The sequence below is a fragment of the Rhodococcus sp. SGAir0479 genome (assembly GCF_005484805.1).
GTDB lineage: Bacteria > Actinomycetota > Actinomycetes > Mycobacteriales > Mycobacteriaceae > Prescottella.
This window is the reverse complement of record NZ_CP039432.1, coordinates 4,496,052-4,521,009: the sequence shown is the minus strand read 5'-3', so window position 1 is coordinate 4,521,009 and position 24,958 is coordinate 4,496,052. Positions and strand designations below refer to the sequence as shown.

20 protein-coding genes and 1 pseudogene are annotated in these 24,958 nt (G+C 68.8%); 8 read left to right on the top strand and 13 right to left on the bottom strand.

Annotation, left to right across the window (positions count from 1 at the left end; translation table 11 throughout):
* Window positions 1-8 precede the first annotated feature (8 nt).
* On the bottom strand, window positions 9-2,615 hold the full coding sequence (locus E7742_RS20880) for a carboxylate--amine ligase/circularly permuted type 2 ATP-grasp protein (protein WP_254699095.1): 2,607 nt from the start codon (window positions 2,613-2,615) through the stop codon (window positions 9-11).
* Between the two features lie 385 nt (window positions 2,616-3,000).
* On the opposite strand from E7742_RS20880, the gene E7742_RS20875 reads away from it, so the two are divergent.
* A complete protein-coding gene (locus E7742_RS20875) occupies window positions 3,001-4,557 on the top strand; it encodes a helix-turn-helix transcriptional regulator (protein ID WP_137800690.1) in 1,557 nt (518 codons plus the stop codon).
* On the opposite strand, the gene E7742_RS20870 is transcribed toward E7742_RS20875, so the two are convergent.
* The 3 genes and pseudogenes from E7742_RS20870 to E7742_RS20860 form a co-directional block, all read right to left on the bottom strand.
* Complete coding sequence (locus E7742_RS20870) at window positions 4,552-5,544, bottom strand: iron-siderophore ABC transporter substrate-binding protein (RefSeq protein WP_137800689.1); 993 nt, start codon at window positions 5,542-5,544, stop codon at window positions 4,552-4,554. The genes E7742_RS20875 and E7742_RS20870 overlap by 6 nt on opposite strands.
* 117 nt (window positions 5,545-5,661) lie before the next feature.
* Window positions 5,662-7,466: pseudogene (locus E7742_RS20865) on the bottom strand (multicopper oxidase family protein).
* Window positions 7,467-7,558: 92 nt separating this feature from the next.
* Window positions 7,559-8,878: an ion channel protein gene (locus E7742_RS20860; RefSeq protein ID WP_254699094.1), complete on the bottom strand. Its 1,320-nt coding sequence runs from the start codon at window positions 8,876-8,878 to the stop codon at window positions 7,559-7,561.
* A 269-nt stretch (window positions 8,879-9,147) separates the two neighbouring features.
* On the opposite strand from E7742_RS20860, the gene E7742_RS20855 reads away from it, so the two are divergent.
* The gene (locus E7742_RS20855; protein ID WP_254699093.1) at window positions 9,148-9,729 is read left to right on the top strand and encodes a hypothetical protein; all 582 of its coding nucleotides are present in this window, start codon (window positions 9,148-9,150) and stop codon (window positions 9,727-9,729) included.
* Between the two features lie 87 nt (window positions 9,730-9,816).
* On the opposite strand, the gene E7742_RS20850 is transcribed toward E7742_RS20855, so the two are convergent.
* Window positions 9,817-10,491 carry an SdrD B-like domain-containing protein gene (locus tag E7742_RS20850; RefSeq protein WP_137800687.1) on the bottom strand — a complete coding sequence of 225 codons (675 nt, stop codon included), beginning with the start codon at window positions 10,489-10,491 and terminating at the stop codon, window positions 9,817-9,819.
* 305 nt (window positions 10,492-10,796) lie between these two features.
* Between E7742_RS20850 and E7742_RS20845 the strand changes: the two genes are divergently transcribed.
* Window positions 10,797-11,252 carry a DUF6069 family protein gene (locus E7742_RS20845; protein ID WP_137800686.1) on the top strand — a complete coding sequence of 152 codons (456 nt, stop codon included), beginning with the start codon at window positions 10,797-10,799 and terminating at the stop codon, window positions 11,250-11,252.
* A gap of 27 nt (window positions 11,253-11,279) precedes the next feature.
* On the opposite strand, the gene E7742_RS20840 is transcribed toward E7742_RS20845, so the two are convergent.
* The 6 genes from E7742_RS20840 to E7742_RS20815 form a co-directional block, all read right to left on the bottom strand.
* Window positions 11,280-13,259, bottom strand: coding sequence for a flavin-containing monooxygenase (locus E7742_RS20840; RefSeq protein WP_137800685.1), 1,980 nt, complete (start codon window positions 13,257-13,259; stop codon window positions 11,280-11,282).
* A complete protein-coding gene (locus tag E7742_RS20835; protein ID WP_254699092.1) occupies window positions 13,256-14,146 on the bottom strand; it encodes an SDR family NAD(P)-dependent oxidoreductase in 891 nt (296 codons plus the stop codon). The genes E7742_RS20840 and E7742_RS20835 overlap by 4 nt, the downstream gene beginning before the upstream one ends.
* Window positions 14,143-15,042 (bottom strand): SDR family NAD(P)-dependent oxidoreductase, encoded by a 900-nt coding sequence (locus E7742_RS20830; protein ID WP_137800683.1) that lies wholly within the window; start codon window positions 15,040-15,042, stop codon window positions 14,143-14,145. Before E7742_RS20830 ends, E7742_RS20835 begins: the two co-directional genes overlap by 4 nt.
* Entirely contained in the window at window positions 15,039-15,305 is a 267-nt protein-coding gene (locus E7742_RS20825; protein WP_137800682.1) for an alpha/beta hydrolase, read from the bottom strand. Before E7742_RS20825 ends, E7742_RS20830 begins: the two co-directional genes overlap by 4 nt.
* 1 nt (window position 15,306) lies before the next feature.
* The gene (locus E7742_RS20820) at window positions 15,307-16,953 is read right to left on the bottom strand and encodes a flavin-containing monooxygenase (protein ID WP_137800681.1); all 1,647 of its coding nucleotides are present in this window, start codon (window positions 16,951-16,953) and stop codon (window positions 15,307-15,309) included.
* Window positions 16,954-17,047: 94 nt separating this feature from the next.
* A complete protein-coding gene (locus tag E7742_RS20815; RefSeq protein WP_137800680.1) occupies window positions 17,048-18,244 on the bottom strand; it encodes a Rieske 2Fe-2S domain-containing protein in 1,197 nt (398 codons plus the stop codon).
* Between the two features lie 257 nt (window positions 18,245-18,501).
* Here E7742_RS20815 and E7742_RS20810 point away from each other — a divergent pair, with 257 nt between their 5' ends.
* Window positions 18,502-19,302: an IclR family transcriptional regulator gene (locus E7742_RS20810; RefSeq protein ID WP_137800679.1), complete on the top strand. Its 801-nt coding sequence runs from the start codon at window positions 18,502-18,504 to the stop codon at window positions 19,300-19,302.
* Window positions 19,303-19,357: 55 nt separating this feature from the next.
* Here E7742_RS20810 and E7742_RS20805 read toward each other — a convergent pair whose 3' ends face one another.
* Together E7742_RS20805 and E7742_RS20800 are read right to left on the bottom strand one after the other, a co-directional pair.
* Window positions 19,358-19,765, bottom strand: a complete 408-nt coding sequence (locus tag E7742_RS20805) for a VOC family protein (RefSeq protein WP_137800678.1) — start codon at window positions 19,763-19,765, stop codon at window positions 19,358-19,360.
* A complete protein-coding gene (locus E7742_RS20800) occupies window positions 19,762-20,520 on the bottom strand; it encodes an SDR family NAD(P)-dependent oxidoreductase (RefSeq protein WP_137800677.1) in 759 nt (252 codons plus the stop codon). The genes E7742_RS20805 and E7742_RS20800 overlap by 4 nt, the downstream gene beginning before the upstream one ends.
* Before the next feature lie 127 nt (window positions 20,521-20,647).
* Between E7742_RS20800 and E7742_RS20795 the strand changes: the two genes are divergently transcribed.
* Genes E7742_RS20795 through E7742_RS20780 form a run of 4 tightly spaced genes read left to right on the top strand, consistent with a single transcriptional unit; the run spans window position 20,648 to window position 24,922 of the window.
* Window positions 20,648-21,463, top strand: a complete 816-nt coding sequence (locus E7742_RS20795; RefSeq protein WP_137800676.1) for an enoyl-CoA hydratase/isomerase family protein — start codon at window positions 20,648-20,650, stop codon at window positions 21,461-21,463.
* Complete coding sequence (locus E7742_RS20790) at window positions 21,460-22,617, top strand: acyl-CoA dehydrogenase family protein (RefSeq protein WP_254699090.1); 1,158 nt, start codon at window positions 21,460-21,462, stop codon at window positions 22,615-22,617. Before E7742_RS20795 ends, E7742_RS20790 begins: the two co-directional genes overlap by 4 nt.
* Entirely contained in the window at window positions 22,614-23,675 is a 1,062-nt protein-coding gene (locus E7742_RS20785) for an acyl-CoA dehydrogenase family protein (protein WP_137800674.1), read from the top strand. Before E7742_RS20790 ends, E7742_RS20785 begins: the two co-directional genes overlap by 4 nt.
* Window positions 23,672-24,922, top strand: coding sequence for a CaiB/BaiF CoA transferase family protein (locus tag E7742_RS20780; protein ID WP_137800673.1), 1,251 nt, complete (start codon window positions 23,672-23,674; stop codon window positions 24,920-24,922). Before E7742_RS20785 ends, E7742_RS20780 begins: the two co-directional genes overlap by 4 nt.
* The last annotated feature ends 36 nt before the right edge of the window (window positions 24,923-24,958 follow it).

Genomic DNA, 24,958 nt, shown 5'->3' with positions numbered 1-24,958 from the left:
CTGGGCTGTCAGCGCCCGTCGCCTGCCTCGGCGACCGCGGCGTGCGCCCCGGTCGCGATCCAGGTGTCCTTACCGCCGCCGCCGCGCGACGAGTTCGTGATCGAGCTTCCGGCCGGCGCCACCCGGGTCAGCGCCGCAGGCACGACGTGCGCCCGCACCCGCTCGCCGTCCGCGCGCAGGTGCACGAACGCCCGCAGATCGACGTGCCGCGGATACAGGCCCGTCCCGTCGAAGGTGGGGTGCGTGGACAGGTCGACCACCTCCTGCGCGACGAAACGCTGCGGACCGGCCAGCAACTCCAGCCGACGTTGCTCGAGATCGCGTTGCGAGGTCTCGGGGCCGACGGTGATGCCGCTGCCGTCGAACCCGTCGATCGGCTTGACCACCAGTTCGTCGAGACGGTCGAGGACCTCGTCACGCTGTGCCCGCTCGGCACACACCAGGGTCGGCACCTGCTCGAGCAAGGGCGTTTCCCCAAGGTAGTACTCGATGAGCGCGGGCACGTATCCGTAGACGGCTTTGTCGTCGGCGACCCCGTTGCCCAGCGCGTTGACCACGGTCAACGTGCCGGCCCGCAACGCGCCCAGCACCCCGGCACGCAACCGCGTCCCGTCGTGCCCCGGCGACGACAACAGCATGTCCTCCTCCATGCGGACGTAGAGCACGTCCACGCGTTTCCGCTGCCCGCCGTCGTGCAGGTACAGCACGTCGTCGGCGACGGAGAGGTCCCCGGTCCGGACGAGCGGCAGCCGGGCCCGCTCGGCGAGCAGACGATGCTCGAACCACGCCGCGTCCTCCGGCCCGCAACTGACCAGGACCGCCGTCACGTCGGAGCCCGACGCGGCGGGCGGGGCCGCGGCCCGCAGGGTGTCGCGGAGCATCTCGGGAACGGCGTCGACACCGATCACCTCGGGCGGCACCGGTAGCTCCGGAAACAGCTGCTCGGTCATCTCCCGGTACGCCATCGCGTACCCACTGCCGGAGGGGATGCGCAGATTGTCCTCGAGAACCAGGAAGCGATCAGGGTCGGTCGCGACGAGGTCCACGCCGCAGATGTGGGCGCGCACGAGGTGACCGGCCGCCGCGGCGCCGACCGTCCGGAAGCCCGGTGCCCGGTCGAGCAACTCCTCCGGGACGATGCCGTCGCGGATCGCGGCACGCTCGCCGTACACGTCGACCAGGAACGCATTCAGCGCGAGCGCTCGCTGCTCGAGTCCCGGCACCAGCGCGGCCCACCGTTCGCGGTCGATCCGGCGCGGGACGGGGTCCATCGCGGTACGGGGTCTGCCGGCCTTCCCGCGGTCGCCGGGCCGATGCTGCACCGAGGACCGGATGCGTTCGAGCCCGTCCACCCCGATCCGCGCCGCGGCCTCGATGACCGGACGGTCCGGCGGCCGCACCCGGGCTCCCGCATCGACGGCCTCGTCGTACCCGTCGGCGACCCCCCCGACCGGCGACGGCCCGTATCCGCGCAGCAGGCCCGCGGCCGTGTCGTCGACGTGGTCCGCCGGGTGCACGCGACCGGAGGTCTCGGCCACCAGCAGATCGACGACGTCGGTCAGCCGGCCCCGGCGACGCAGTATCCGGCGTTGCCGTTCCGCTGAGCCGCCCACCTGCAGGGCGGCGTCCGCGAGCTTCGAGACCATGTCCCAGTCGCCGCTGCGCTCGAGGTGTGGACGCAGTGACCGAATCAACCCGTCGACCACCTGGGCCGCCGGGCGCGGCGCGCCCGCATCCATGTCCACCAGGTCGCCCTCGAGACCCGACCGCGCGGCCCGCCACATCGCGGCCCGCAGGAGGGTCGGCGAGACCTGCAGCGGCGGCTCACCGCGGTGCAGGGCGGCCGCCTCCCGATCGACCAGTGCCCGGAACAAACCGGCGACGAGCGCGATCGTGTCCACCGACGGGCAGCTGTCACACACCCGCAGCTCCAGCGTCGGGTACCGATCGGACGGGCGCAGGTCGAAGTAGACCATGCCGGGATCGTTGATGACGCCGCTGGCGACGAGGTCGGCGATCAGCGCGTCGTACTCCGCGGCGGACTGCACCGGCGCGGTGGGGCCCGTGGTGGGCCAGCGGCTCCACACCAGGGTGCGCATGCTGGCGTACCCGGTGTCGGTGCCGTCGGCCCAGAAAGGGGAGCTGGCGCTGAGCGCCAGGAAGATCGGTAGGTACGGGGCGACGCGGTTGGCGATCCGGACCGCCTCGTCGCGGTCGGCCACGTCCACATGCACCTGCGTGCCGCAGATCAGCTGCTCGCGGGCGAGGAGCTGATAGTCGGCGAGCATGCGCCGGTACCGCGGAGTTTCGGTGACGGCCATCTCGGCGGGTACGGCCAGGGGCACCGCCCCCGCCGCCACCACTCCGATGCCGAGTTCGGCCGCGGTGTCGACGAGCACCTGCCGGCGGTGGGTCAGATCGGCCCGGAGACCGCCCAGATCCGGGAACACCCCACTGTTGACCTCCACGACGCACCGCTGGAGCTCCTCCACGTACACGTCCCGCGGAAGGCGCTCGAGCAGTTCCGGTGCCCGAGTGACCAGCCGTCGGGTTCTCGCGTCGATCAGGTGGAACTCTTCCTCGACACCCAGTTTGCGAACTTCGTTGGTCGGCACGGGTTCTACCTCGCGCGCCGCGCAGGCAGGGCAGACGTCGGGTTCATCCAGGGTCCTCACTCTCGGTCGACGAGAGAGCCGGGCCACACACGGAAAGCGGTACTGCCTCCCCTGCGCGCCCGGCTCGTCGTCGACCGGTTACCCCGGCGCCCCGAATTTCAACCGCGCCCGGGTTCGACCCCCGCCGCCGGTCGTTGCGCAGGAGGTCGCCCACACCGTGATGAGAGACCCGACAGAGTGCACGAACCTCTCGGTCCGGCTCGTGACCGCTCGGTTCGGTTCGATGCCGGATTTGCTACCGTCGGAAACGAACTGCCCGGTCCGATAGGACCCCCGCGACGGTGTGCGGGCGGCTCGTCCGGGCAAGGGGAGGGAGTTCGACGCGATGACCCGACGGGGCGCTTCCGGCCGACTGAGAGCCCTTCGTGCGGCGATCGACACCCAGGACTGGGAGGCCGCACGCACCGTCCTGCTGCACAACTGGACCGGCCTGGTCGCCGACCACCTCGAGGATGTACGCGCCGCCCTGCTCGCGTTCCCCGCCCCGACGGTGGAATCCGACCCGCTCCTGCGCGCCGCGCGGGAGATGTTCGTCGGACGCGGCGTCACGACCCGCTTCGACCGGGTACTGCCCAACGATCCGGACGAGCTCGACGAGCTGGGCACGTTCCCCGACGCACCCGAACGGCTGGCGATCGGCACCGTCCAGGCTTCGCTTCTACGCTTCGCCGGGAACATGCAGGAGGCCGCCGATCTGATCCCACTGCTGGAGCGCGTCGCGGTGGCCGCGGTACGGGCGCAACCGGATTCGGTCACCGGGTCGCTGCCGATCCTGCGCCTGCAGTGGGCGATCACGTGCCAGTTGGCCGGCCGCCGCGACGAATCGACGGCACTGTTCCGGCGGGCCAACTTCGGTGCCGAAGCGCTCGGCATGGAGTTCGTGGTTCGCAACTCCGCGGGCAGCATCGCCCTCAACCACGTTCTCAGCGGCGAGATCGGTGCCGCCCGGACGTGGTTGGAGCGCTGGGAGCAGACGCGGCCTTCGGAGGGCCGCCTCGAACAGATGGTCCGGGTCTCGGGACTCGTGGCGCACGCCCTGGTCGCGCTCGAGGACCTCGACCTCGACGCTGCCGCGGACCGGTTGCGCGCCCTCGGTGAGATCCGGGAAGGTGAGGAGCTGTGGGCATACGCCCTCTACGCGCACTGCCAGTACGCCCTGTTGGCGGGGAAGCCGCAGCAGGGCCTCGACCTGGTGGACCGCCTGCGCCCCATCAACGCCCGATGGTGGACTCCGGATTCCGACGCCCAGACACTGCTCGGCTCCGTGGTGGTCGACCTGCAGTGCGCCCTCGGCCGAGGCAATGCCGCCCGGGCTGCGCTCGCCGGAAACCCGTCCGGCCACCCGTTGACGCGGGTGTCCCGCGCGCGGTACGCGCTGCTGACCGGCGACCCGGAAACGGCTCTCACCGAGGCAGTTCGGGTTGCCGCCCGCGACGGCCACGGCCCGCGAGCCCGGCTGGATGCACTGCTCCTCGAGGCTGCCGCGTCCGCACGCCTCGGGAACCCCGACGCTGCCCGCGCGGCGTGGACGCGGGCGACGGATCTCGCCCACGACGTGGGCACCGTCCGGCCCTTCGCGCTGCTACCCGCCGCCGTCGCGCAGGAACTCGACGAGGCGGGACTGGCGCTACCGACCGACCGGGCGGCCGACGCGGATCGCGTGCCGATCTTCCCCGACCGGGTGCCGGTGGTCGAGCTGTCGGCCCGCGAACAGTTGGTGCTCTCGGCGCTGGCGGACGGCAAGTCCGTCGCCGCCGCGGCCGCGGAACTGTTCGTCTCGCCCAACACGGTCAAGAGCCAGATGCGCTCGATCTTCAAGAAACTCGACGCCCACACCCGCGACGAGGCACTGCGAACTGCCGTCCTCCTCGAGCTGCTATGAGGTCGCCGGCCGGTCCGCCGCGCTCTCCAGGGCCGGTCGCACTGCGGCCAGCAGATACTCGATATTGAGAACACTCGGGTCGCTCAGTGCTCCGGTCGTGGGGCGGTCGACGACCGCGACGGCGCCGGAGCGGACGGCCGGCAACATGCTCCAGCCCGGCACCACGCTCTCGATCGGGTCCGAGTTCCGGGCGGGCCGGATCACGAGAACGTCCGCGGACAGCGCGTCGGCGGCGAGTTCGGCCGCGACCGTCACGCGCCTGCCGCCCCCGCCGAGCGCCACCACTGCCGGATCCAGCCGCAGGCCGAGCTCACGGAACACCGCGACCGCGGCGTCGTCCTCGGCGCTGACCAGCCCCAGATTCTGGCCGCCTTCGACGGTGGCGAGCGCGAACGTCTTCCCTTCGAGCCCCGGTAGCGTCCGGCGGACCTCGGCGAGTCGCTCGTTGTTGGCGGCGACGAGTTGCTCGGCGCTGCCCTCCCGGTCGAGGATCTCGCCGGCGACGCGGACCTGCTCACGCCAGTCCGACACGAAGGCACCGGCGTCGAGCTGCGCAACGGTCGGGGCGATCGCAGACAGCCGCTGGTAGACGTCGGCGTTGTTCGCGGAGTAGTCGGCGAGGATGAGGTCCGGATCGAGTGCCGCGATCGCCTCGTAGTCCGGCGCGCCGAGCAACGAGAGCGGGACGACGGCGGCATCGAACGGCTTCTGCCACGGGAACTTTCCGTCCGCCGGGCCGATCCCGGTGAGGGTGCCGACACCGACGGGTGTGACACCGAGCGCCAGCAGGTCGTCGGCCCACGACGCCGACAGCGCGACGACCCGGCTCGGTGGCCCACCGTCGATGACGGTCGTCCCCATTCCGTGTTCGACGGTCACGGAGGCGCCGGAAGCGGGTTCGGTCGCGGGACCGGAACAACCCAGGGCGACGAACCCGACACCGAGGGCGAGCGCGGTCGCACGGAGGAGGCGGCGGCGGCGTGGCATGGTTCGGTTCCTCTCGTGACGGCGCGCAAGGATGAGGCACGGAGCGCACGATCCGCACCCAGGAAGCCGTTCGAGCCTAACCGCGGGGTCCGGCCGGGGCGAGTCGACTTCGCCGGATCACGTTGCGACGGTCCGGAATCCCAGCATCATGTCGTGGTCCTCGTGTTCGAGCATGTGGCAGTGCCACACGTATCCCTGCAGCGCTGCAGGGCCGGCGGCGTCCGTCCCGTGACCGGCGTGGGCGGGGTCCCCGGCGCCACCGAAGAGGGCGTCCGGGTCGAAGCCCAGCCGGTCCGCGGTGGGGAAGGCCACGACGATGCGCGTCACCTCCCCGGGGTTCGCGACGACGGTGTCCTTCGGGCCGGCCTCCCACGGCTCGGGCGGGACCAGCGGGCCGGTGACGACGTCGTCGACGGGTGGCGCCCACTTGGTGCCGACCGGTGGCGGCGGATACAGGCGCATGTAGCGGGGCACGTCGACGCGTTGACGACCGAGGACCCGAAAGTTGACCAGGTGCAGGTGGATCGGATGCGGCTCCGGGCTGACGTTGACGATGTCCCACTGCTCGACGGTGCCCTGGCGCGGCAGTTCGATGTCCGGGTCGCCGAACCGCAGGTTGTTCAGTGACATCAGCGCACTGCCGCTCGACGGGTCGGGCAACTGCATGACCGTGACGGTCCGGCGCGTCTGCGGGTGCGGGACGGGTTCGAGCCCGGGCGGGCGGCCGGGCCCGCCCCGCAGCGACTCCGGGACCGCTCCCGTGAAACCGCGGCCGGCGGCCACCCGGAACCGGCAGAACAGCGGCATCGCGCGGGCTCCCCGCTGCGACGCGGTCAGCGGCGGCGGTTCGTCGTTGCGCAGCTCCACCGCCGCGCCCGGCTCGAGCGCCCCGAAGTCGACCAGCAGATCGAGCCGCTCCCCCGGGGAGAGCCGCACGCCCGTCGTGGGAACCGGCGCCGAGAGCATTCCGCTCTCCATGCCCAGCACCCAGAAGCGCATGCCGTTGCCGAAGAACAGATTCCACACACTGAACGAGGCGGCGTTGACCACCCGCAACCGGTACAGCCCCGGGCGACCTCGAGTTCCGGCCAGATCGCGCCGTTCACCACCCCGACGTCACCGGGTGTTCCCCCGTCCCACCGGCCCTGCGGCACGAGGGGGGTCGCCCGGATGCTCTGCCGCCCGTCCGCAGTGAACCGCTTCTCCTGCAGCACCAGCGGCAACTCGAACTCGCCGGTCGGCAGCCCCCACGCATTGTCGGTCGTACCCGTGTCGTATTCGTCGCGCAGTAGGAACATCCCGGCCAGTCCGGCGTACACGTTGAGCCGGGTGATCCCCATCGCGTGGTCGTGATACCAGAGCTGCGTGGCCTCGTGCTCGTTCGGATAGTGGTGCACGTGGCCCTGCCCGGGCCGTTGCAGGAAGGCCGGGTGTCCGTCGTGCTCGGGCGGTGTCACCGCCCCGTGCAGGTGCATCGACGTCGGTACCGCCGTCCGGTCCTCCTCCGTGACGCCGTGCAGTGTGGTGTCGAAGTCCGCCGCGAGGGGATGGGCTCCGATCTCGTTGCGATACGCGACGGTGAGGGGCTCGCCGCTGTGCGCCTCCACGGTGGGGCCCAGGTAGTCCATGCCGCCGTAGGCCAACGCCGGCGACGGCGGCAGGTCGCGGTGGAACCGGTGGGTGGTGCTCGCGGCCCGTAGTTCGAGCTCGGTGCCGGTCAGGACCGGCAATCGCGGCAGCGGGTCGACGAACGGCTCGAGCGTGGGCGAGGCGAACAGCAACGGCTGCGACGGGTCGATGCCCCCCAGATCACCCGAACCCTGCGCGCGGGCCGCGACGGCACCGGCCGCACCGGCGCCCAGCACACCCGCCGTCCACACGACACCGCGGTTGAACCCGCGTCTGGTGATCCGTCCGCTCATGACACGTCACCCTCCCCCGTGGTCGCCCTGCCGGCTCGCGCCCGCCCGACGGTACGCCGGATTCGTCTGCCGCCCTGTCGGTTCGGCGACACCTAGGCGGATTTCGCCTCCGGTTCGGGAGGAGCCGGACGAATCGTCATCGTGGGCCGCCGCACCACCAGCAGCCACACCGGGAGGACCGCGAGGCACAACACCGGCAGCACCGCGATCGACCCGACCATGGCGACGGGAACGAAGAGCCCGAGCCAGCAACTGCGTACGGCGACGACCACCGCGCCGAGCACCCCGCACGCGATCGCGAGCGAGACCGGCACCACCGGAGCCACCGCATGCCCGAGCAGGCCGGCGGTCACCCCGACGACAGCCGACGCGATGACGCGGCCTCCGCGGAAGCCGCTCGCGGCCGCGAGCGTGAAGGCAGCCAGGCTGCACAGCCCGGTCAACGCGAGTTCGGACACGGACAGGTCGGGGGCCGCCGCGACGAGCGTGCGCGCCGTCGCCACGTCCTTGAACATCGACTCGCGGCCCCCGACGACGCCGAGTACCCCGAGCAGGGCCCCGCCCAGTCCCGTCATCACCACGGGGTTCGAGATGCGGTGGAACGCGGCGTGGAGCACGCGGTACGCGTACACCGCGGCGAGCACGACGACCGCGGTGGCGGTCGCGATCGCCACACCCCCGAGCACCCCGGACGCCGTCGGCGCAGGCGGCGGCGTGGGCGTCAGGTCCAGTTGCAGGATCGGACGGCGAAGCAGTGCCATCGTCACCGCGCCGGCTCCCGCGGCGACCAACGGGGCTGTCACGGCCTCCCACAGGCTGCCCCGCACCCGGCGGCCGGTGAGTTCGAGGTAGGCCAGCGGCGCCGCGACCGGCGTGCCGAACTGGACGCCGATCGTCGCGGCCGTCGCGAGCGGCACGACCCGTTCGGCCCTCGACCGGGAGCCGCCACGCCCGAGTACCGCCGTCGCGAGAGCGGCGTTGACCGAGATCAGCACATTCTCCGGACTGAGGCTGACCCCGGCGCCGAGCGCGAGGACGAGCGCCACCAGCAGGCTCGGCAGCACCCGCAGCGCCATCGGCGGACCGATCAGCCCGGCGGTCGCCGAGTCCCGGCCTCCGTGCCCGGGGGCCAGGCGGACGATCGACCCGACGGCGAGTCCCGTCGCGGTGAGCACACCGAAGATCCACCACGGCGCGTCCCCCGAGAACCCCACGGTTGCCGGGATGCGCTCGTACAGCACCTCTGCGAGTCCACGCGCCGCCGCGAGCACCGCGATGGGAACCACCGTCGCGGCTACGCCCACCACCACGGCGAGAGCGGCCTCGCGCACCATCACGCGGGCATCGGGATGCTCCTCGTCCTGCAACGGCACCTCCGGCGGTGCGGGCGGCTCGGGTGGACGCCCCGCCACGGTACTGCGCGCCGGACGACGGAACGGACCGTTACAGCATCGTTAAGTCGGTTCCAGACCTTCCGGTTTGCGCTGTTCATGGCGTTGGTCGGACCATCCCACCGCTCGCCGACACGGGCCCTCCCGCTACCGATTCGTCCTCTTTGTCGCATTTTGCGGTTGCGGCGGCGCGGTCTACCACCGAAAGTGGACAGGTGATCTTGGTATAGAGGTTGCGCCGTCCGGATCACGTTCCAGTGGTTCGCTTTTGGAAGGGGATGTACATGCAGATGCGTAATCGGAGAACCCTCGGTCACGCAGTCGGCGGGGCTGCGATCGTTGCCGCCGCCGCACTCGTGGCACCGGCCCTCGCGGCAGCCGAGCCGGTCGCGCTCACCAGCCCGACGCTCACCACCGACGTGCAGGAGAAGACGCTCTCGGTCACGGTTGCCAACACCAACACCGACCCGACGAGCAGCTGCGGCGCCTTCGCCGTCGAGGCCACCAAGTTGCCGGCCCTGCAGCAGGATCCCACCAAGGCCACGGAAGAGGGCTTCCTGACGTGGCAGACCAAGCTCGAAGAGCGCGTCGGCGCCGGCGACAGCGACACCTTCACCACCGATCTGCAGGACGGCGTGTACGCCGTTGTGGGCGAGTGCGCCTCGCTGGACAACCAGGAGCCGGTGGTCGGCGACCCGCAGCTGGTGACCGTCGGCAACCCCCTCGGTAGCGTCGACCTGGGCAGCCTGCAGAACATCCTGCCGGCCGACCTGGACCTGAGCCGCCTGCTCGACCTACTGCCGGAGGATCTCGGCGAACTGCTCGCCGATCTGCCGCTCGGCTCCGCCGGCCCTGCCGAGCCCACCGCGTAGCAGCGACTCCGTCGTATCCACCAAAGCGGCGCCGGCACCCGATGGGTGCCGGCGCCGTTTCCCTCCCCAGGGTGCGGGTCGCGAGCGTCAGCTGCCGAAGTTGAATCCGGAGAAGAGGCTCTGCAACGAACCCGCATGAATCGGGGCCAGCACGAAGTCGACGTCGACGGCGTCGCCGTTCGTCAGGTCGACGGGACGGACCGGCTCCGCGGCGTCGCATCCGGCCGGCGGGAGGACCTCGACGGTGTATCCGTCCTTGGCTTCCTTCCACTGGAAGAAGTAGTAGCCGTCATGGGTGGTCTCGGTGGAGTCGACGATGCCGTCCTCCCCGTCGACGAGATTGACGGTGACGCCGGCAATGCCGGCACCCGCGGCGCCGGCGCACCCCGAAACCTTGCCGATGATGTCGTGGACGGCCACCATCCGGAAGTCGATGCCCAGCGCCGGCCCGTCGGTCGTGTCTGCCTCACGGGTGGCCGGGACGGCACCGCATCCCGCTGGCATCGCGGGCTTGACTGTGTAGTGGCCGGGATTGCGGTCCTCGAAGACGTAGCCGCCGTCGGCATCAGTCGCAACCGAGGTGACATGGCCCTCGTCGTTCCACAGTTCGATCCAGAAATTGGCGGAGTTCCCGCCCGATTGGCAGGTGTTCACGAGGGTGCCCGCGATCGGATCGTACGACCGCGCGGAGGCGACGGACGGCAGTGCGGCAACGAGACCGACCCCGAGGGTCAGCGATGCGAGGGCGACGCGCTTCTTCATACGAGTGTTCCTACTTCTGTTGTCGAGGTGCCACCGGGTGGCAGGCACGTCCCCGTGTTCGCGCCGATGTCGAATCTTGTCCGGATATCGATCGCCTCGTCAACACGGATACGGCTTCCCGGGCAATGATTTTCGAGTCGGTCACATCGGGACAGCGGGGCAAATTTCACCCTCGCATTTCACCCTCGTCAGACGTTCGGCTGCGGCGGCCGTGATTCACCCGCCGATGATGACCTCACGCCGCCGTCCCGGGCCTAATCTGAAGCACACGGCACCTGCGGTTCCGGTTGGGGAAGGAGCACCCGATGAGCGCCGAATCGACAGCGCGAGTTACCCGCACCACCGTCAACGCGCGAAAGCTGTGGGCCGGTGGTGTCGCCACGGCCATCGTGGCCGCGCTGGCGGCGGTGGTCGGTGTCCTCGCCGTGCGCGGCCCGATCGACATTCCGGTGATCACACCGCCGCACACTCCGTGGGATTCCCAGGTCGCCACCGTCGCCGGCTATGCCGCAATCGTGGCGTTGGTCGCAACCGGACTGCTGCACCTGCTGCTCCTCTTCACGCCCCGCGCGCCCACGTTCTTCACCTGGATCGGTGTGCTCGCGACCGCGGCCGCGGCGTTGTGGCCGTTCAGTGTCGAGGGGACCACCAAGTCCCAGATCGCCAGCGGCGTGATCTACCTGGTGATCGGTCTGGCCATCGTGACCCTGCTCTCGGGCGTGGGCGCCTCCGCGCAGAACACGCTCACCTCACGCACGTGAGGTTCGAGCCGGACCGGGCGCGATGTCTCATTGCAGGTCGTCCGCCGGGGGGATGAACTCGAAGTCGGTCGGGTCGGGCTCTCGCAACATGGTCCAGTAGTCGACCAGCCGCCACGGGCAGGGTACGACGGCACGTCCGGCGCTGTTGCGGTAGTAGCCGTTGACCTCGGCACCGGGGTGGACCCACACGGTCTTGTCGAGGGCGTCGTCGACTGCGCGGTTGTACTCGTCGAGGACGTCCTGCCGGACGTCCATCGCATCGTGCCCGTTCTCCAGAAGGTACTGGAGGCACTCGACGACGTAGTGGACGTGTTCTTCACTCAAGATGTTGTGCCCGGCACCATGGTTGGGCGCCGAGTTCGGGCCGGCGGTGACGAACAGGTTCGGGAAACCGGAGACTTGGACACCGAGGTAGGCGCGCGGGTCGTCACCGCCCTTCCACACGTCGGCGAGGATCCTGCCGTCGCGTCCGACGATGTCGATCGACGTGGTGAATTCGAGCCGGAATCCGGTCGCGAGGATGATCACATCCGCGGCGACGAAGTCACCTTCGGTGGTGACGACACCGTCGGGTCGTACTTCCCGGAACGATGCCCGGTGCAGCGTCACGTGGTCACGAGTGAGGGCTCGGAAGAAGCCCGGGTCCTTGACGATCCGCTTGCCGTAGGGACGGAAGTCGGGGGTGAGCTTCTCCACGAGATCCGGCCGACCCTCGAAGCTGCTCTGCAGATAGGCGCGGGCGGTGTTCAGCACCATCTCGTTCGCGGGGGATGCCGAGAAGTGCGTCTTCGCCCACTCGGGGTCGATGCGGGGCAGCACGTACAGGTTGTCGGACGCGAACCAGTAGGACCGCAGCCGGAACCACTCGTGGTACCGCGGCAGGTGGGCCAGCGCCCACTTCTCCCCGTCCGGAACATCGTTCACGACTGCCTTCTCGGGCACGATCCAGTGCGGTGACCGCACCACGACGTCGAGGGACTCGACCCGATCGACGATGTTCGCGACCACCTGCACGGACGTGCAGCCGGTTCCGAGAACGACGACCCGTTTGCCGGTGAGGTCGAGACTCGGGTCCCATTCGGCCGTATGAACGACGGTGCCGGCGAACGTGCCCATGCCGGGAACGTCGGGGATGTTGGGTGAGTTCAGCATCCCGAGTGCGGTGACGACTGCGTTGGCGCGGTGGATGTGGCGTCCGCCGTCTGCGGTCTCGACCGTGACTTCCCATACGTGTTCGGAGTCGAGCCAGCGGGTGGACAGCACGCGGGTGCGGAAGGAGATGTTCTTCTCGATGCCGTAGGTGTCGACGACGCCGCGCAGGTACTGCTGGTATTCGGTGCCTGTCGGGTAGTACCTCGACCACTCGGCGTTGAGCTCGAACGAGTACGAGTAGTAGTGGCTGGGAGTGTCCACGGCTGCACCGGGATACGTGTTTCGCGACCAGGTTCCCCCGATCTCGTCGCGGGTTTCGAAGACCTGATACGCGAAACCCGCCTCCTGGAGCTTGATGGCGGCGTTGATGCCGACGATGCCGGCGCCGACCACGATGACCGAGAACTCGTCGGGCGGAGTCACGGTGACGGGGACGCGTCGCTCGCTCAGGACGAAACCGGCCTGCTCACGCAGGAGCGGAACGAACTCGTCGCCGACGCGTTCGGACGTGGCCACCTGGGCCATGCGGGCGAACAGGCCGGGTTCCGGAACGCCGAGGACGTCCGTGGCGTCGGTGGTGAGCAGTCGGTGCGCGCGGGCCCGCACGTCAGCGACGACGTCGTCGGGGTACTGCCCGGGCGGCGTCGCCGGACGTGAGCCGGTCCGGTAGTGGTTACCGGGCTCGGTGATCGTCAGGCGCGGGCCGAACTCGTCGAGCAGGCTCGTGTCACCGGTCGCGTGGATCATCGACATCAGCAGAGGGGCCGGGTCGCACACGTCGATCGCAGCATGCAGCTGCGCTTGCGCATCGGCCGCCTCCGTCTGCTCCGTCTCGGCGGACATCGTCTCGGTCATGGCTGTCCTTTCGGAATCGGCACACCCATGCGGGCCAGCATGTCCCGCGGGTCGGCCGGAGGTAGAAGGTCGAGCAGTTGGCGGCCGCGCCGATGCGCGGCGGCCGTGCACAGCTCGTCGTCGGAGTGAATCCAGAACTCGCCGCGCGCGATCTGTTCGACCATGTGCTCGGCCGCGACGAGTGGATCGAGCCCCTTCTCGACGTTGTCGCGCTGCATGGCGGCGAACACCGCGTTCGCGGTCTCGTTCTCCGTGGGGGCGTCCCGCTGAGCCGAGGTGAAGATGTCGCTGCGGATCGAGTGTGGGATGACGGCACTCACCTGGATCGGGGCGCCGACGATCGACAGGTCCTGGTACAAGCACTCGGTCAGCGCGAGCACGGCGTGCTTGCTGACGATGTACGGCGATTGAACCGCAACGGTGTTCAGTCCTCCGACCGACGACAGATTCGCAATGCACGACGGCGATCCCGTCGCGATCATTCGGGGAACGAACGAGCGCAGACAGTAGAAGACACCGTCGACGTTGATCTGCATCAATCGCGCCCAGCGGTCGAGATCCACCTCCCACAACAGTCCGGCCGTCTCGATCCCCGCGTTGTTGATCAACAGTTCGACACTGCCGAACCTGTCGAACACTCCCGCGGCGAGGGAATCCACGGCGACCGGGTCGGCCACATCGAGGGCCCGAGGCTCGGCACCTCCCCCGGCGGAGACGATGTCGACGGCCACCTTCTCGGCCCGGTCGGAGTCGATGTCGGCCACCACCACGGTCATGCCGAGAGCTGCCAGGTGCCGTGCGAGACCTTCACCGATCCCGGCCGCTGCGCCGGTGATCACGGCGGTACCCCGGGAGAAACGTTGGCGGGCAACACTGGTCGCGCTCACGCGGGCATCATTCCGTCCGGTGCGATGTTCGGGTTGGACCATGCCGGTGGTTCGCGCCGCGGCAGCTCGGTGCGCCCGTCCAGACTCATCACCGGAACGTTCTGCGACCACGGATAGTGCAGGCTGAAGGCGACCAGGCCGGTGCGTTCGGCGGGTGGTGCCGTGCACATCTCGAGGACGGTCTGGGCCAGATACTCCACCGGTTCGGCGTCGTAGCCGTCGGGCAACAGTGCCGCCGCGCCCGGTGTCCGGATCGCCGTCGAGGGTCCCACCGCGTTCACCGCGATTCCGTCCGCTTCCACTTCCGCCGCGAGCCCCTGGGTGAAGCGGTGGAGCGCCGCTTTGACAGCCGCGTAGACGACGTCACCGGAGGTCCGGTTGTAGTCGCGGAACGGCCGGATCGGCGGGAGCCCGGTGGACGACCCGATGTTCACGATCCAGCCTCCGCCGCCCTTGCGCATGACCGGGATCGCTGCCTGTGACAACAGGAACGGCACCTTCAGGTAATGCTCGACGGTGCGCTCGAAGGTCCCCTCCCCCATCGTTTCGACAGGGGAGTAGTCCGCGAACCCGGCGTTGTTGACGAGTATGTCGAGTCCGCCGACCGCGTCCACGGCAGCCTCGACGAGCCCGGCGCGCTGTTGCCGGTCGTCGAGATCCGCCGGCACCGCCACGGCGCGGCCACCGGCCTTCTCGATCAGGTCCACCGTTTCGGTGAGCGAGCCCGCGACGATCTGTTCGCGGCCGTCACGCACGGAGGTGGACGGTGAGGTACTCCGGGCCGTGACGACCACGGTCGCCCCCTCCGAGGCGAGGCGCTGCGCCACAGCCCGCCCGATTCCTCGGCTGCTGCCGGTCACCAGCGCAGTGCGCCCTGCCAGCCGACGCGCGCTCATACGGTGACCTCCAGACGACGACGGATCAGCTTCCACAGCTCGTCCCGGTCCGGCCCGGTGAGCGAGGGCTGCGGGAACGTGAGGAAACCGTGGCACAGGCCCTCGAAACGGTGGGCGACGACCGGGTCGCCCTCTGCCGTCAGACGCTCGGCGTGGTCGTCCCCCGCCGAGCGGGATGGATCGAGTTCCGGGAAATCGGACTCGAGCGCGGCGAGCATCGTCTCGACGTCGGGGTGCAGATCGTCTCTGCGTGCCGTGGTCATGTCAGAACTCCTCCGGTCCGGTTCGAATGTCGAACCCCTTGTATCCGGCATCGGCCACCTCGGAGAGGACACCTCCGTAGTGCGCGAAGCCTCCGATGTAGGGCATGAAGACCCGCGGCTTTCCCGGGATGTTCGCGCCCATGTACCAGGAGTTCGCGGTGGGGAAGAGCGTGCCGGCGGCCTTGGCGTTGCACTCGGCGACCCACTCGTCCACCGCGCGGTCGGTCGCTTCGATCGACAGGCCGTTGTGCGTGCTCAGGTGATCGAGGCAATCTGCGATCCAGTCGACCTGCTGCTCGGCGCCCAGCACCATGTTCGCCAGAACACTGGGGCTGCCCGGGCCGACCATGATGAACATGTTGGGGAAGCCTGCCGCGGCCACCCCCAGATAGGTTCGGGGCCCGGCCGACCATTCGTCGGCCAACGTCCGGCCGTCGCGCCCGCGGACGTCGATCCGCGACAGCGCTCCGGTCATGGCGTCGAACCCCGTCGCGAAGACCAGCATATCGAGCTCGTAATGGGCGCCGGAGGTACGAACGCCCGTCTCGGTGATCTCTTCGATCGGCGTGCGACGCAGATTCACCAGTGTCACGTTGTCGCGGTTGAACGTGTCGAAATAGCCGCTGTCGGTGACGATCCGCTTGGTTCCGATGGGGTGGTCGTTCGGAATCAACTGGTCGGCGATCTCGGGGTCGCTCACCATCTCGCGAATCCTCGCCGCCACGTATTCGCGGGCCGTGTCGTTCGATTCGATGCTGACGGTCTGGTCGGGGAATGCCTTCGCGAAGAGGTAGCCTCCCCGATGCCACCACTCGTCGTAGACGCGTCGGCGTTCGGTTTCGTCGACTTCTCTCGCGCCCTTGGGATACGGCGTGAACGGGGTGCCTCCACCACTGAGGCGGGCCAGCCTGCGCCGCTCGGGGTAGGTGGCTTTCACCTCGGCGATCTGCTCCGCCGTGAGTGACCGGTTGCCCGCCGGTATCGAATAATTGGGGCTGCGTTGGAACACGAAGACGTGAGCGGCCTCCTCCGCGATCACAGGGATCGACTGAATGCCGGATGACCCCGTACCGATCACACCGATCGTCTTCCCGGTGAGACCGACGGATCGATGGGGCCACTCCCCCGTGTGGTACGTCTCTCCCGCGAAGGAGTCACGTCCTGGGATGTCGGGGCGGTTCGTCGCCGACAACACGCCGGTGGCCATGACGCAGAACCGCGCCGTCATGGTGCGGCCGGTGTCGGTGGTGACCGTCCATCGCGCCGACTCGTCGTCCCAGACCGTGGAAGTCACCCGCGTCAGGAAGTCGAATGCGCTTCGAAGGTCGAAGCGGTCGGCGACATGTTCGAGATAGGAGAGAATCTCCGGCTGCGTCGCGAACCGCTCGGTCCACGTCCATTCCTGCTGGAGCGCCTCGTCGAACGAGTACGAGTAGTCGACGCTCTCGACGTCGCAGCGCGCGCCCGGATAGCGGTTGTGGAACCACGTTCCCCCCACGCCGGCCGCGGACTCGAAGCCGTGCACGGTCATTCCACGCCGGCGCAGTGCGTGCACTGCGTAGAGGCCCGAGATTCCCGCTCCGACGACGATGACATCGACGTCGGTGGCCCGCTCACCGGCGTATCCGCGTTCCTTGCTCTCGGTCACGTTGTTCCTTTCGAGGTATCGCACGAGGTCGAACCGGCTCCTCCACGGAGCCGTTCGCGTCCTCGATGCCGAGTGACGTCGTCGTCACGGGTCATCAGGCCGGGCCCGCGCTCGACGGGCCGTGAGGGGTCGTGAGATTCGCGGCGAAGGCGCTGCGTCCGGCCGCCAGGTTCCGGTCCACTTCGGTCTGCCAACTGTTCAACGCCCGCTCGGTGTCGATCTCGTACTCGAACCGGTTGACCATCTCCGGCCGGACGTCCTCGGCATCGACGTAGAATTGCTCGTACCAGCGTCGAAGCTGGTAGACCGGCCCGTCTTCCTCACAGAGAAGTGGGTTGTCGATACGGGACTTGTTCTTCCAGATGTGCACGTCCTGTTCGAACCCGATCGCGACACCGTTGGCGACCGCCCGAGCGATCTGGTCGGCCTGCTCGTCCGGGACACCGGCCGGCTTCTCGACCACGACGCCGTACTGCAGCCGAAAGGACGTAGGGGTGATCGGGTAATGACAGTTGATCAGATAGACGTTCGGCCCCGACTCCGGGCTCCGCCCCCCGCTCCACAGCTTGTCGACCATGTAGGACGGTCCGTAATAAGTTGCATCCGACTGACTCTCGACGCTGTAGTTGGTCGATTGGCTGACACCCGCAGCGTCGGCGCGTGGACGAGATCGCATCACCTGGGTGGCGGTGTGTCGCTCGAACACGTTCCGGAAGAAGGTCGGCATCCCGTAGTGCACGTAGAAGAAGTGCGCCATGTCGACGATGTTGTCGACGATCTCTCGGCAGTGAGATCCGTCGACTTCGATCGAGTTCCACACCCAATCCGTCCATCCGGGCGAGCCGTACGTGGGGATCTCGGGGATCGCGAGTTCGGCGGTGGGTTCGTTCCCCTCCGGGTCGTGCCACACGAACAGCTGGCCACTCACCACTGTCGTGCGCCAAGCACGCGTACGGGCGACCGGGGGAACCCTTCGCGCATAGGGAATTTCGACGCACTTCCCGTCGCCGTTCCAACGCCAGTCATGGAACGGGCACGCGATCGCATTGCCCTTCACCACACCTTGCGCCAGGTTGCCCCCCATATGCCTGCAGTAGGCATCGAGGACGTGGACATCCCCGTCCGCACCGGTGAAAACGACGAGAGAAGTGCCGAAAGCATTGACCTGATGCGGTTTTCCGTCAGCGAAGTCACGAACGAGACCCAGGCAGTGCCAACCCCGCGCGTAGCGCGTCGGCGGCGTTCCGGGGTCGATGACGCGGACCTGATCCTCGGTGTCGGTGGAACTCACTGTGCCTCCTGATCGACTGATCGCGACCACTCGCGCGTCGCTTCGAGGTCAGCTTGGCAAGTGGGGTTGCCCTGTGACGCCGGTCTCCCGTACAACGGGAGGGCACTTTCGGCGTCGCTCCCGCACCCGGCGGCGCGACAGCATGGAAAACCCGCTGACCTCTCGTTTTCCCTTTCCGGAAGGCGCAACCGCCCCAGTGAACGTTTACAGGATTGATGCACGCGAGACTCCGCAGGTACCGTGATGCAGATCACACCATGATCGGGTGTCAGGAGGATGGGTTGAGTACGACGCGCAACGACGAGGTCCCCGTGTCCGTCGTGGACCGGGTGTCGCTGGTCCTGGAGGCACTGAGCGCAGGCCCTATGACCTTGGCCAAGGTCACCGCACGCACCGGCCTGCCCCGGTCGTCGGCGCACCGCCTGCTCGAACAGCTCGCCAACGCGGGCTGGTTGGCGCGCTCCCCCGAGCAGACATACGAGCTCGGCGTCAAAGCCTACGAGATGGGACAGGCTGCACTGAACCAGAATCGCTTACTGCACCATGCGCGCCCGGTCATGCACGCCTTCGCACAACGCACCGGCTTCACGATTCAACTCGGGGTCGTCGACCGTGGTGACACGGTCTACCTCGCCAAGGTGAACGGGCGCTCCTCCGGACCCACACCGACCGCGGTCGGACAGCGAGTCCCCGCGCATCTGACCGCATTGGGCAAAGTGATCATGGCGTACTCCGCCGTGCCCGACGTTCGTACACCCCGCGGACGGCAAGATGCCGGCAGCACAGCCACTGCGCTGCCCCTCGCCGGCAAGTTCGAGGACGAGCTGACCCACGTGCGTGACCGTGGCGCCGCGTTCGACCGGGGGGATACGTTCCCCGGAATTGCCTGCGTCGGCGTCTCGATCGGGCCATCCGAGCACATGTACGGAAACATGGCCGCTCTCTCCCTCTGCGCGCCGGTGGGAGCGTTCGATCACACGAAGATGGTCGCCCCCTTGCGCCTGACCGCCGGCGAGATCTGGGATCGATGCGTCAGGGCCGATCTGGCGACTCGCTGACGAATCGCCGCCGCGGGCACTGTCGAGCAATCGGGCACCTTGCTCGACAGTGCGGTCACGCGGTCCCCGCGGCCTCCGTCTGCACGAACTCCACGAGATGGCCATCGGGGTCCCGCACGGTGCCGATCACGGTGCCGTACTTCTCCAGCAGAGTCAGGGACATCTCCACGGTGCCCCCGTGCGCGCACGCGGCGGCCACGGCCGCCGCCGCGTCATCGACGGCGAGCACCAGCTTGACCAGCGCATTCCCCGGCTCGGCAGGCTCCGGACTCGCCGGCACCAGGAGTTCGAGACCTGCGGCGCCGGCTCGGACGATGGACGCCCGAAACGTGGTGGTCTCCAGATCGCGCTCGTGGACGAATCCACAACCGTGCAGGTAGAACGCCGCGGAGCGCGGCAAGTCCGTGACGCGGATCGCGGTGAGCGAGAGAGTGCTGGCCGGACCGCTCGACTGCGCCGTCATCGCGTCTGCGACCCGCCGTTGAAGTCCAGCGTCTGACCGGTGATACCGCCCGCTTCGTCGGACGCCAGGTACGCGCAGAAGGCGCCCACCTCCACGGGATCCCCGAGTCTGCCGATGGGGATGGTGCGCAGGATCTGCTCGATCATCTCGGGACTCATCTTGTCCTCGAGGTTCTTCTGGTGACCGAGCGCGACGATGTTCGCCGTGATCCCGTACTGCCCCGTCTCCGCGGCGAGATGGCGGATGAACCCCTCGACTCCACTCTTGCCGGTCGCGTACATGCTCTGGTTGATGTTCTGGCCGGTCCGTGCCGATCCCGACGAAATCTGCACCACCCTGCCCCAACCCGCATCGCACATTCCGTCCAGCGCCACCTTGATGCAGTTCATCGATCCGTAGATGTTGAGGTCGATCGGCGCCCGCCACTGCTCAGGGGAGAGCTCGCGGAAGGGCTTGATCACGCGTTCCTCTGCGACACCGGCGTTGTTGACGACGATGTCGACGTGCCTGCCGAACTCGGCCTCGGCAGCCCGCACCCGCCCTTCGACGGCGGCGTAATCGGTGACGTCGAATGCCGCGGCGATCGCGGTGTGACCCTCTTCGGCAATCCCGGCCGCAACCTTTTCGGCCCGCTCGGGGTGCAGGTCGTTGACTATCACCGCAGCCCCCTGTCTTGCGAGAACTTGTGCGATTCCTTCGCCGACACTCTGCCCGGCGCCGCTGACCAGTGCGACGCGTCCCGTCAAGCTGAACACAATTGCTCCTTCCCAGCCGCCGCCCTGATACGACGACTTGTGTTGTGGCCCAGTGCACAGCAGATCGGTAAATTTTGTCAATCAGTATTGGATCCAATTTACGAAGCCGATCTGCTACCGTCGCCGCATGAGCCAGACCACACCCGGCGCGCATTCGGACGCGACTCCCGCGGGGCCGCCGGTCATCACCACGTTCGACGAGGGGGTCGCCCGCCTCACCCTCGACAATCCCGGCCGCAAGAACGCCATCACCCTCGAGATGGCGCGAGACATCGAACGATTCTGCGACGAGGTCGAGTCCGACATCTCGATCGGCGCGGTCGTCATCGACGCCAACGGCGGCTACTTCTGCAGCGGCGCCGACACCCGCGACCTCGCCTCCTCCTCCGCCGACCCGGCCTCTCCGGAGGCAGTTCGACGCACCTCGGCCGTCTACGGCGCATTCGTGCACATCGGCTCACTGCCCGTGCCGACGATCGCAGTGGTCACCGGCGGTGCCGTGGGCGCCGGACTGAACCTCGCGCTGGCCGCCGACATCATGGTCGTCACCCCGGACACGGTGCTCGACAGCGGATTCGCCGCTCGAAGCATCCACCCCGGCGGCGGCCACATCTCCCTGCTCGGTCGGACACTCGGTTGGTCCGGAACCGTCGCGCTCGCCGCGTGCGGGCAATCGCTCAGTGGGACAGAGGCTGTCGCGCGCGGTCTGGCATACACCGCGGTGGAGGCAGAGGAGGTCCCCGGGGTCGTGGACGGCCTCGTCCGTATTCCCGCAGCAGATCCCGAGCTGACGCGACGAATCATGACCAGTGCGCGTCTGGAACTGGGCCCACCGGCCGTGAGTTGGTCGTCCGCCCTCGAGATCGAACGCGGCGTTCAGATGTGGTCCATGTCGCGCAAGGGCAAGGCCGCGTGGTCGTCCCGGGGACCGGCCCGGTCGTGACCGCCACCGCGACACCGTCGACGAGTCCCGAATCCTCCGGACCGGACGCCCTCCGATCCGATGTCCGACAGTTTCTCACCGAGTCGATCGAAGCCGGCGCCTTCACACCCGAGACCGACAGCTGGATGACCGGATTCGACGCCGCGTTCAGCGCCCGCCTCGGCAAGCGTGGCTGGCTGGGAATGACTGTTCCCACCGAGTACGGCGGCAGATCTCGCACGCCTCTCGAACGCTTCGTCGTCACCGAAGAACTGCTCGCGCACGGCGCGCCGGTCGCCGCGCACTGGATCGCGGATCGACAGATGGCGCCGAGCATCCTCGCCAACGGAACCGAAGAGCAGAAGAGGCGGTACCTCCCCGGCATCGCCTCCGGAACGACCTTCTTCGCGATCGGCATGAGCGAGCCCGACGCGGGTTCCGACCTCGCGTCGGTGCGCGCACGCGCCGTCCACGACAGCGACGGGTGGACGATCACCGGCACCAAGGTGTGGACGACCGGCGCCCATGTCGCCCACGCGATCGTAGTGCTCGCCCGCACCGACGGGGAGCACGGCGACCGGCAGAAGGGGTTGTCCCAGTTCGTCGTCGACCTGCCGCATCCGGACATCGAGGTCCGCCCCCTCCGCAGCATCGACGGACAGGCGCACTTCAACGAGGTGGTCTTCCACGACGCTCGCGTGCCGTCGTCGGCACTGCTCGGAGCCCGGGGAAACGGATGGTCGCAGGTGATGGGCGAACTCGCCTACGAGCGCTCGGGACCCGAGCGCTACCTGAGCACCATGCCGCTGCTTCGCGCGTGGGCGGCACGCCTGGCCGAGGCGGGCGCCACGCCGGACCAGCGCCGCACGCTCGGCACCCTCACCGCTCGTGCCTGGGCTCTGCGCCGGATGTCGTTGCGGGTGGCATCCGAACTCAACGCGGGCCGCAAACCCGACTTCCTCGCCGCGATGGTCAAGGATCTCGGGTCCACGTTCGAAGCCGATCTCGTCGAGGCGGTGCGCTCGGCCGGAGCCCTGGTCGCGCGACGCGATGGGGGCGATCCGCTCGACCGCATGATCGCCCAGAGCATTCTGCACACACCCGTGTTCACTCTCCGCGGCGGGACCAACGAAATTCTGCGGGGAATCGTTGCGCGCGGGCTGGGGGTTCGATGAGCGACATCGCTGCCGACCTGTCGTCGACCACCGCAGTCATCATCGACCGCATCGGTGTCGAACTCGTGACTCCGGCCGCGGACTGGGACCGTGCCGTCTGGGAACAGTTGCGAGAAGGCGGTTTCGCCACCGTCGCAATCTCCGAGAGTTCCGGTGGAGGAGGCGGTGATCTCGCGGATGCGCTCGCGGTCGTTGCCGCCGCCGCGGCACACGGCGCCCTCACGCCGCTGATCGAACACGGCGTCCTCGCGGCATGGGTCGCGTCGTCTGCCGGCCATACGCTCACCTCCGGCGTGGCCGTTGTCGGTGTGGCCGCAGCGGGCGAAGTCCGCGTGACTGCGCAGCACCGTCTCGACGGCACCGTCACCGGGATACCGTTCGCGGCGGACGCGGACACCCTCGTGATCGTCCTCTGCCCCGAGACCGACGCCGGTCCGTCCACGGTCGTCGTCGTGTCTACCGCTGGCCCCGGTATCACCGTCTCGCGGGGCACCGACCTGACGGGTGTGTCGCTGGCGGATGTGACGTTCGAGGACGCCGCCATCGCCTTCCACGGCGATTCGGCACTGACGCTCGACGAAGTCGTGCGGCGGGGCGCTCTCGCCTATGCCGCGGCGCTGGCCGGTGCCGCCCGCGCCGTCCACGACCGGACGCTGCGTCACGCATCCGAACGACTCCAGTTCGGCAGGCCGTTGGCCGAGTTCCAGGCCGTGCAGCAGCGTCTGGCACAGCAGGCCGCGCTCACGACGATGAACGAGATCGCGGTGGACGCCGCCGCCTCCGGGTCGTCCGACGCCGCGGCGGCCGCGAAGGTCGTGACCGCGATCGCGGCGTACCCGATAGCCGCTGCGGCCCACCAGATCCACGGGGCCATCGGCACGACGTCCGAGCATGCGCTCGGCCGCTTCACGACCGCCCTGTGGTCCTGGCGTGACCGGCACGGCTCGGAGTCGTTCTGGGCCGAGGAGCTGGCGCGGCGCGTCCTCGAGGACGGCGTGGACGTGTGGGATCTCGTCGTCGACTCCACCTACACCGAGACGAATCGGAGGCAGCTGTGAACGCACCCACATCGACGGTCGACGGACGATCCGCCTGGCGTGGCGCCGATCGGCGCGCCGGGGTCGGCGCCCTCGCCGGTCTCCGGGTACTGGACCTCAGCCGCGTCCTGGCCGGGCCGTACACCGCTCAGACACTCGCCGACCACGGCGCCGAAGTGATCAAGGTCGAGGCGCCTACGGGCGACGAGACGCGTGGGTGGGGGCCGCCTTTCGAGGACGACGGCGCCAGCAGCGCCTACTACGACAGCCTCAACCACAGCAAGGACAACGTCTGCCTGGACTTGCGCACGGATGCCGGACGAGAAGTATTGCGTCACTTGCTGTCCGGTGCCGACGTGGTGATCGAGAATTTCAAGGCCGGCACCATGGCCCGATGGGGCCTCGACTACGACACCGTGCTGGCCGAGGAGAATCCGCGCCTGGTGTATTGCCGGGTGACCGGCTTCGGCGTCGACGGTCCCATGGGCGGCCTTCCCGGCTACGACGCTGTTCTCCAGTCGTTCGGCGGACTGATGAGTGTCAACGGTTACGCGGAGGGGAACCCGCTGCGGGTCGGGGTACCGATCATCGATGTCGTCGCCTCCCACCTCGCGGTGACCGGAATCCTCCTCGCTCTCACCGAGCGGGGAATCAGCGGCCGCGGCCAGCTCGTCGACATCACACTTCTCGACGCCGTCATCTCGCTGCTGCACCCGCACGCCGCGAACTGGACGTCCAGCGGGGCGGTGCCGCAGCGCACCGGCGACTTTCACCCCACGGTGGTGCCGTACCAGGTGTTCCGGGCCCGCGACGGTGACTTCTTCGTCAGCGCTGCCAACAACCGCCAGTTCCGATCGCTCGTCACCGTCCTGGGCGCCCCGGAGCTTGCCGACGATCCACGGTTCCTCACCAACGCTGCGCGTTCGGAGAACCGCGACGTCCTGTCCGCGCTGCTCGCGGACAGGATCGCGTGCTGGGATCGAGATCGGCTGGCGGCGGAACTGGAGGCAGCGGCAGTACCGGCCAGCCCGGTCAACACCGTCGACGAAGCGTTGACCGCCCCGCAGACTCGTCACCGCGGGCTGTTCCTCGACACCGTCGACTATCGTGGCGTGGGCGTGCCCGTGAAGCTCGGGCGGACACCATCGAGGACTCCTCGCAAGGCCGTCCCCCGTGGAACCGACACCGACGCGGTTCTCGAGGCGATGGGCTATGCCCCCGACGTCGTCGACGCGTTGCGTTCGGCGGGCGCACTGGGCGATCGATGACGACACGCCGCCCCGAGAGAGAGCGGCACGAGGAGG

What these genes read in the sequence shown, in the direction of transcription:
- E7742_RS20875 (WP_137800690.1), top strand. Translation starts at nt 3,001, where the DNA reads ATGACCCGACGGGGCGCTTCCGGCCGACTGAGAGCCCTTCGTGCGGCG.
- E7742_RS20870 (WP_137800689.1), bottom strand. Translation starts at nt 5,544, where the DNA reads ATGCCACGCCGCCGCCGCCTCCTCCGTGCGACCGCGCTCGCCCTCGGT.
- E7742_RS20855 (WP_254699093.1), top strand. Translation starts at nt 9,148, where the DNA reads ATGCGTAATCGGAGAACCCTCGGTCACGCAGTCGGCGGGGCTGCGATC.
- E7742_RS20850 (WP_137800687.1), bottom strand. Translation starts at nt 10,491, where the DNA reads ATGAAGAAGCGCGTCGCCCTCGCATCGCTGACCCTCGGGGTCGGTCTC.
- E7742_RS20845 (WP_137800686.1), top strand. Translation starts at nt 10,797, where the DNA reads ATGAGCGCCGAATCGACAGCGCGAGTTACCCGCACCACCGTCAACGCG.
- E7742_RS20840 (WP_137800685.1), bottom strand. Translation starts at nt 13,259, where the DNA reads ATGACCGAGACGATGTCCGCCGAGACGGAGCAGACGGAGGCGGCCGAT.
- E7742_RS20830 (WP_137800683.1), bottom strand. Translation starts at nt 15,042, where the DNA reads ATGAGCGCGCGTCGGCTGGCAGGGCGCACTGCGCTGGTGACCGGCAGC.
- E7742_RS20825 (WP_137800682.1), bottom strand. Translation starts at nt 15,305, where the DNA reads ATGACCACGGCACGCAGAGACGATCTGCACCCCGACGTCGAGACGATG.
- E7742_RS20810 (WP_137800679.1), top strand. Translation starts at nt 18,502, where the DNA reads ATGATCGGGTGTCAGGAGGATGGGTTGAGTACGACGCGCAACGACGAG.
- E7742_RS20805 (WP_137800678.1), bottom strand. Translation starts at nt 19,765, where the DNA reads ATGACGGCGCAGTCGAGCGGTCCGGCCAGCACTCTCTCGCTCACCGCG.
- E7742_RS20795 (WP_137800676.1), top strand. Translation starts at nt 20,648, where the DNA reads ATGAGCCAGACCACACCCGGCGCGCATTCGGACGCGACTCCCGCGGGG.
- E7742_RS20785 (WP_137800674.1), top strand. Translation starts at nt 22,614, where the DNA reads ATGAGCGACATCGCTGCCGACCTGTCGTCGACCACCGCAGTCATCATC.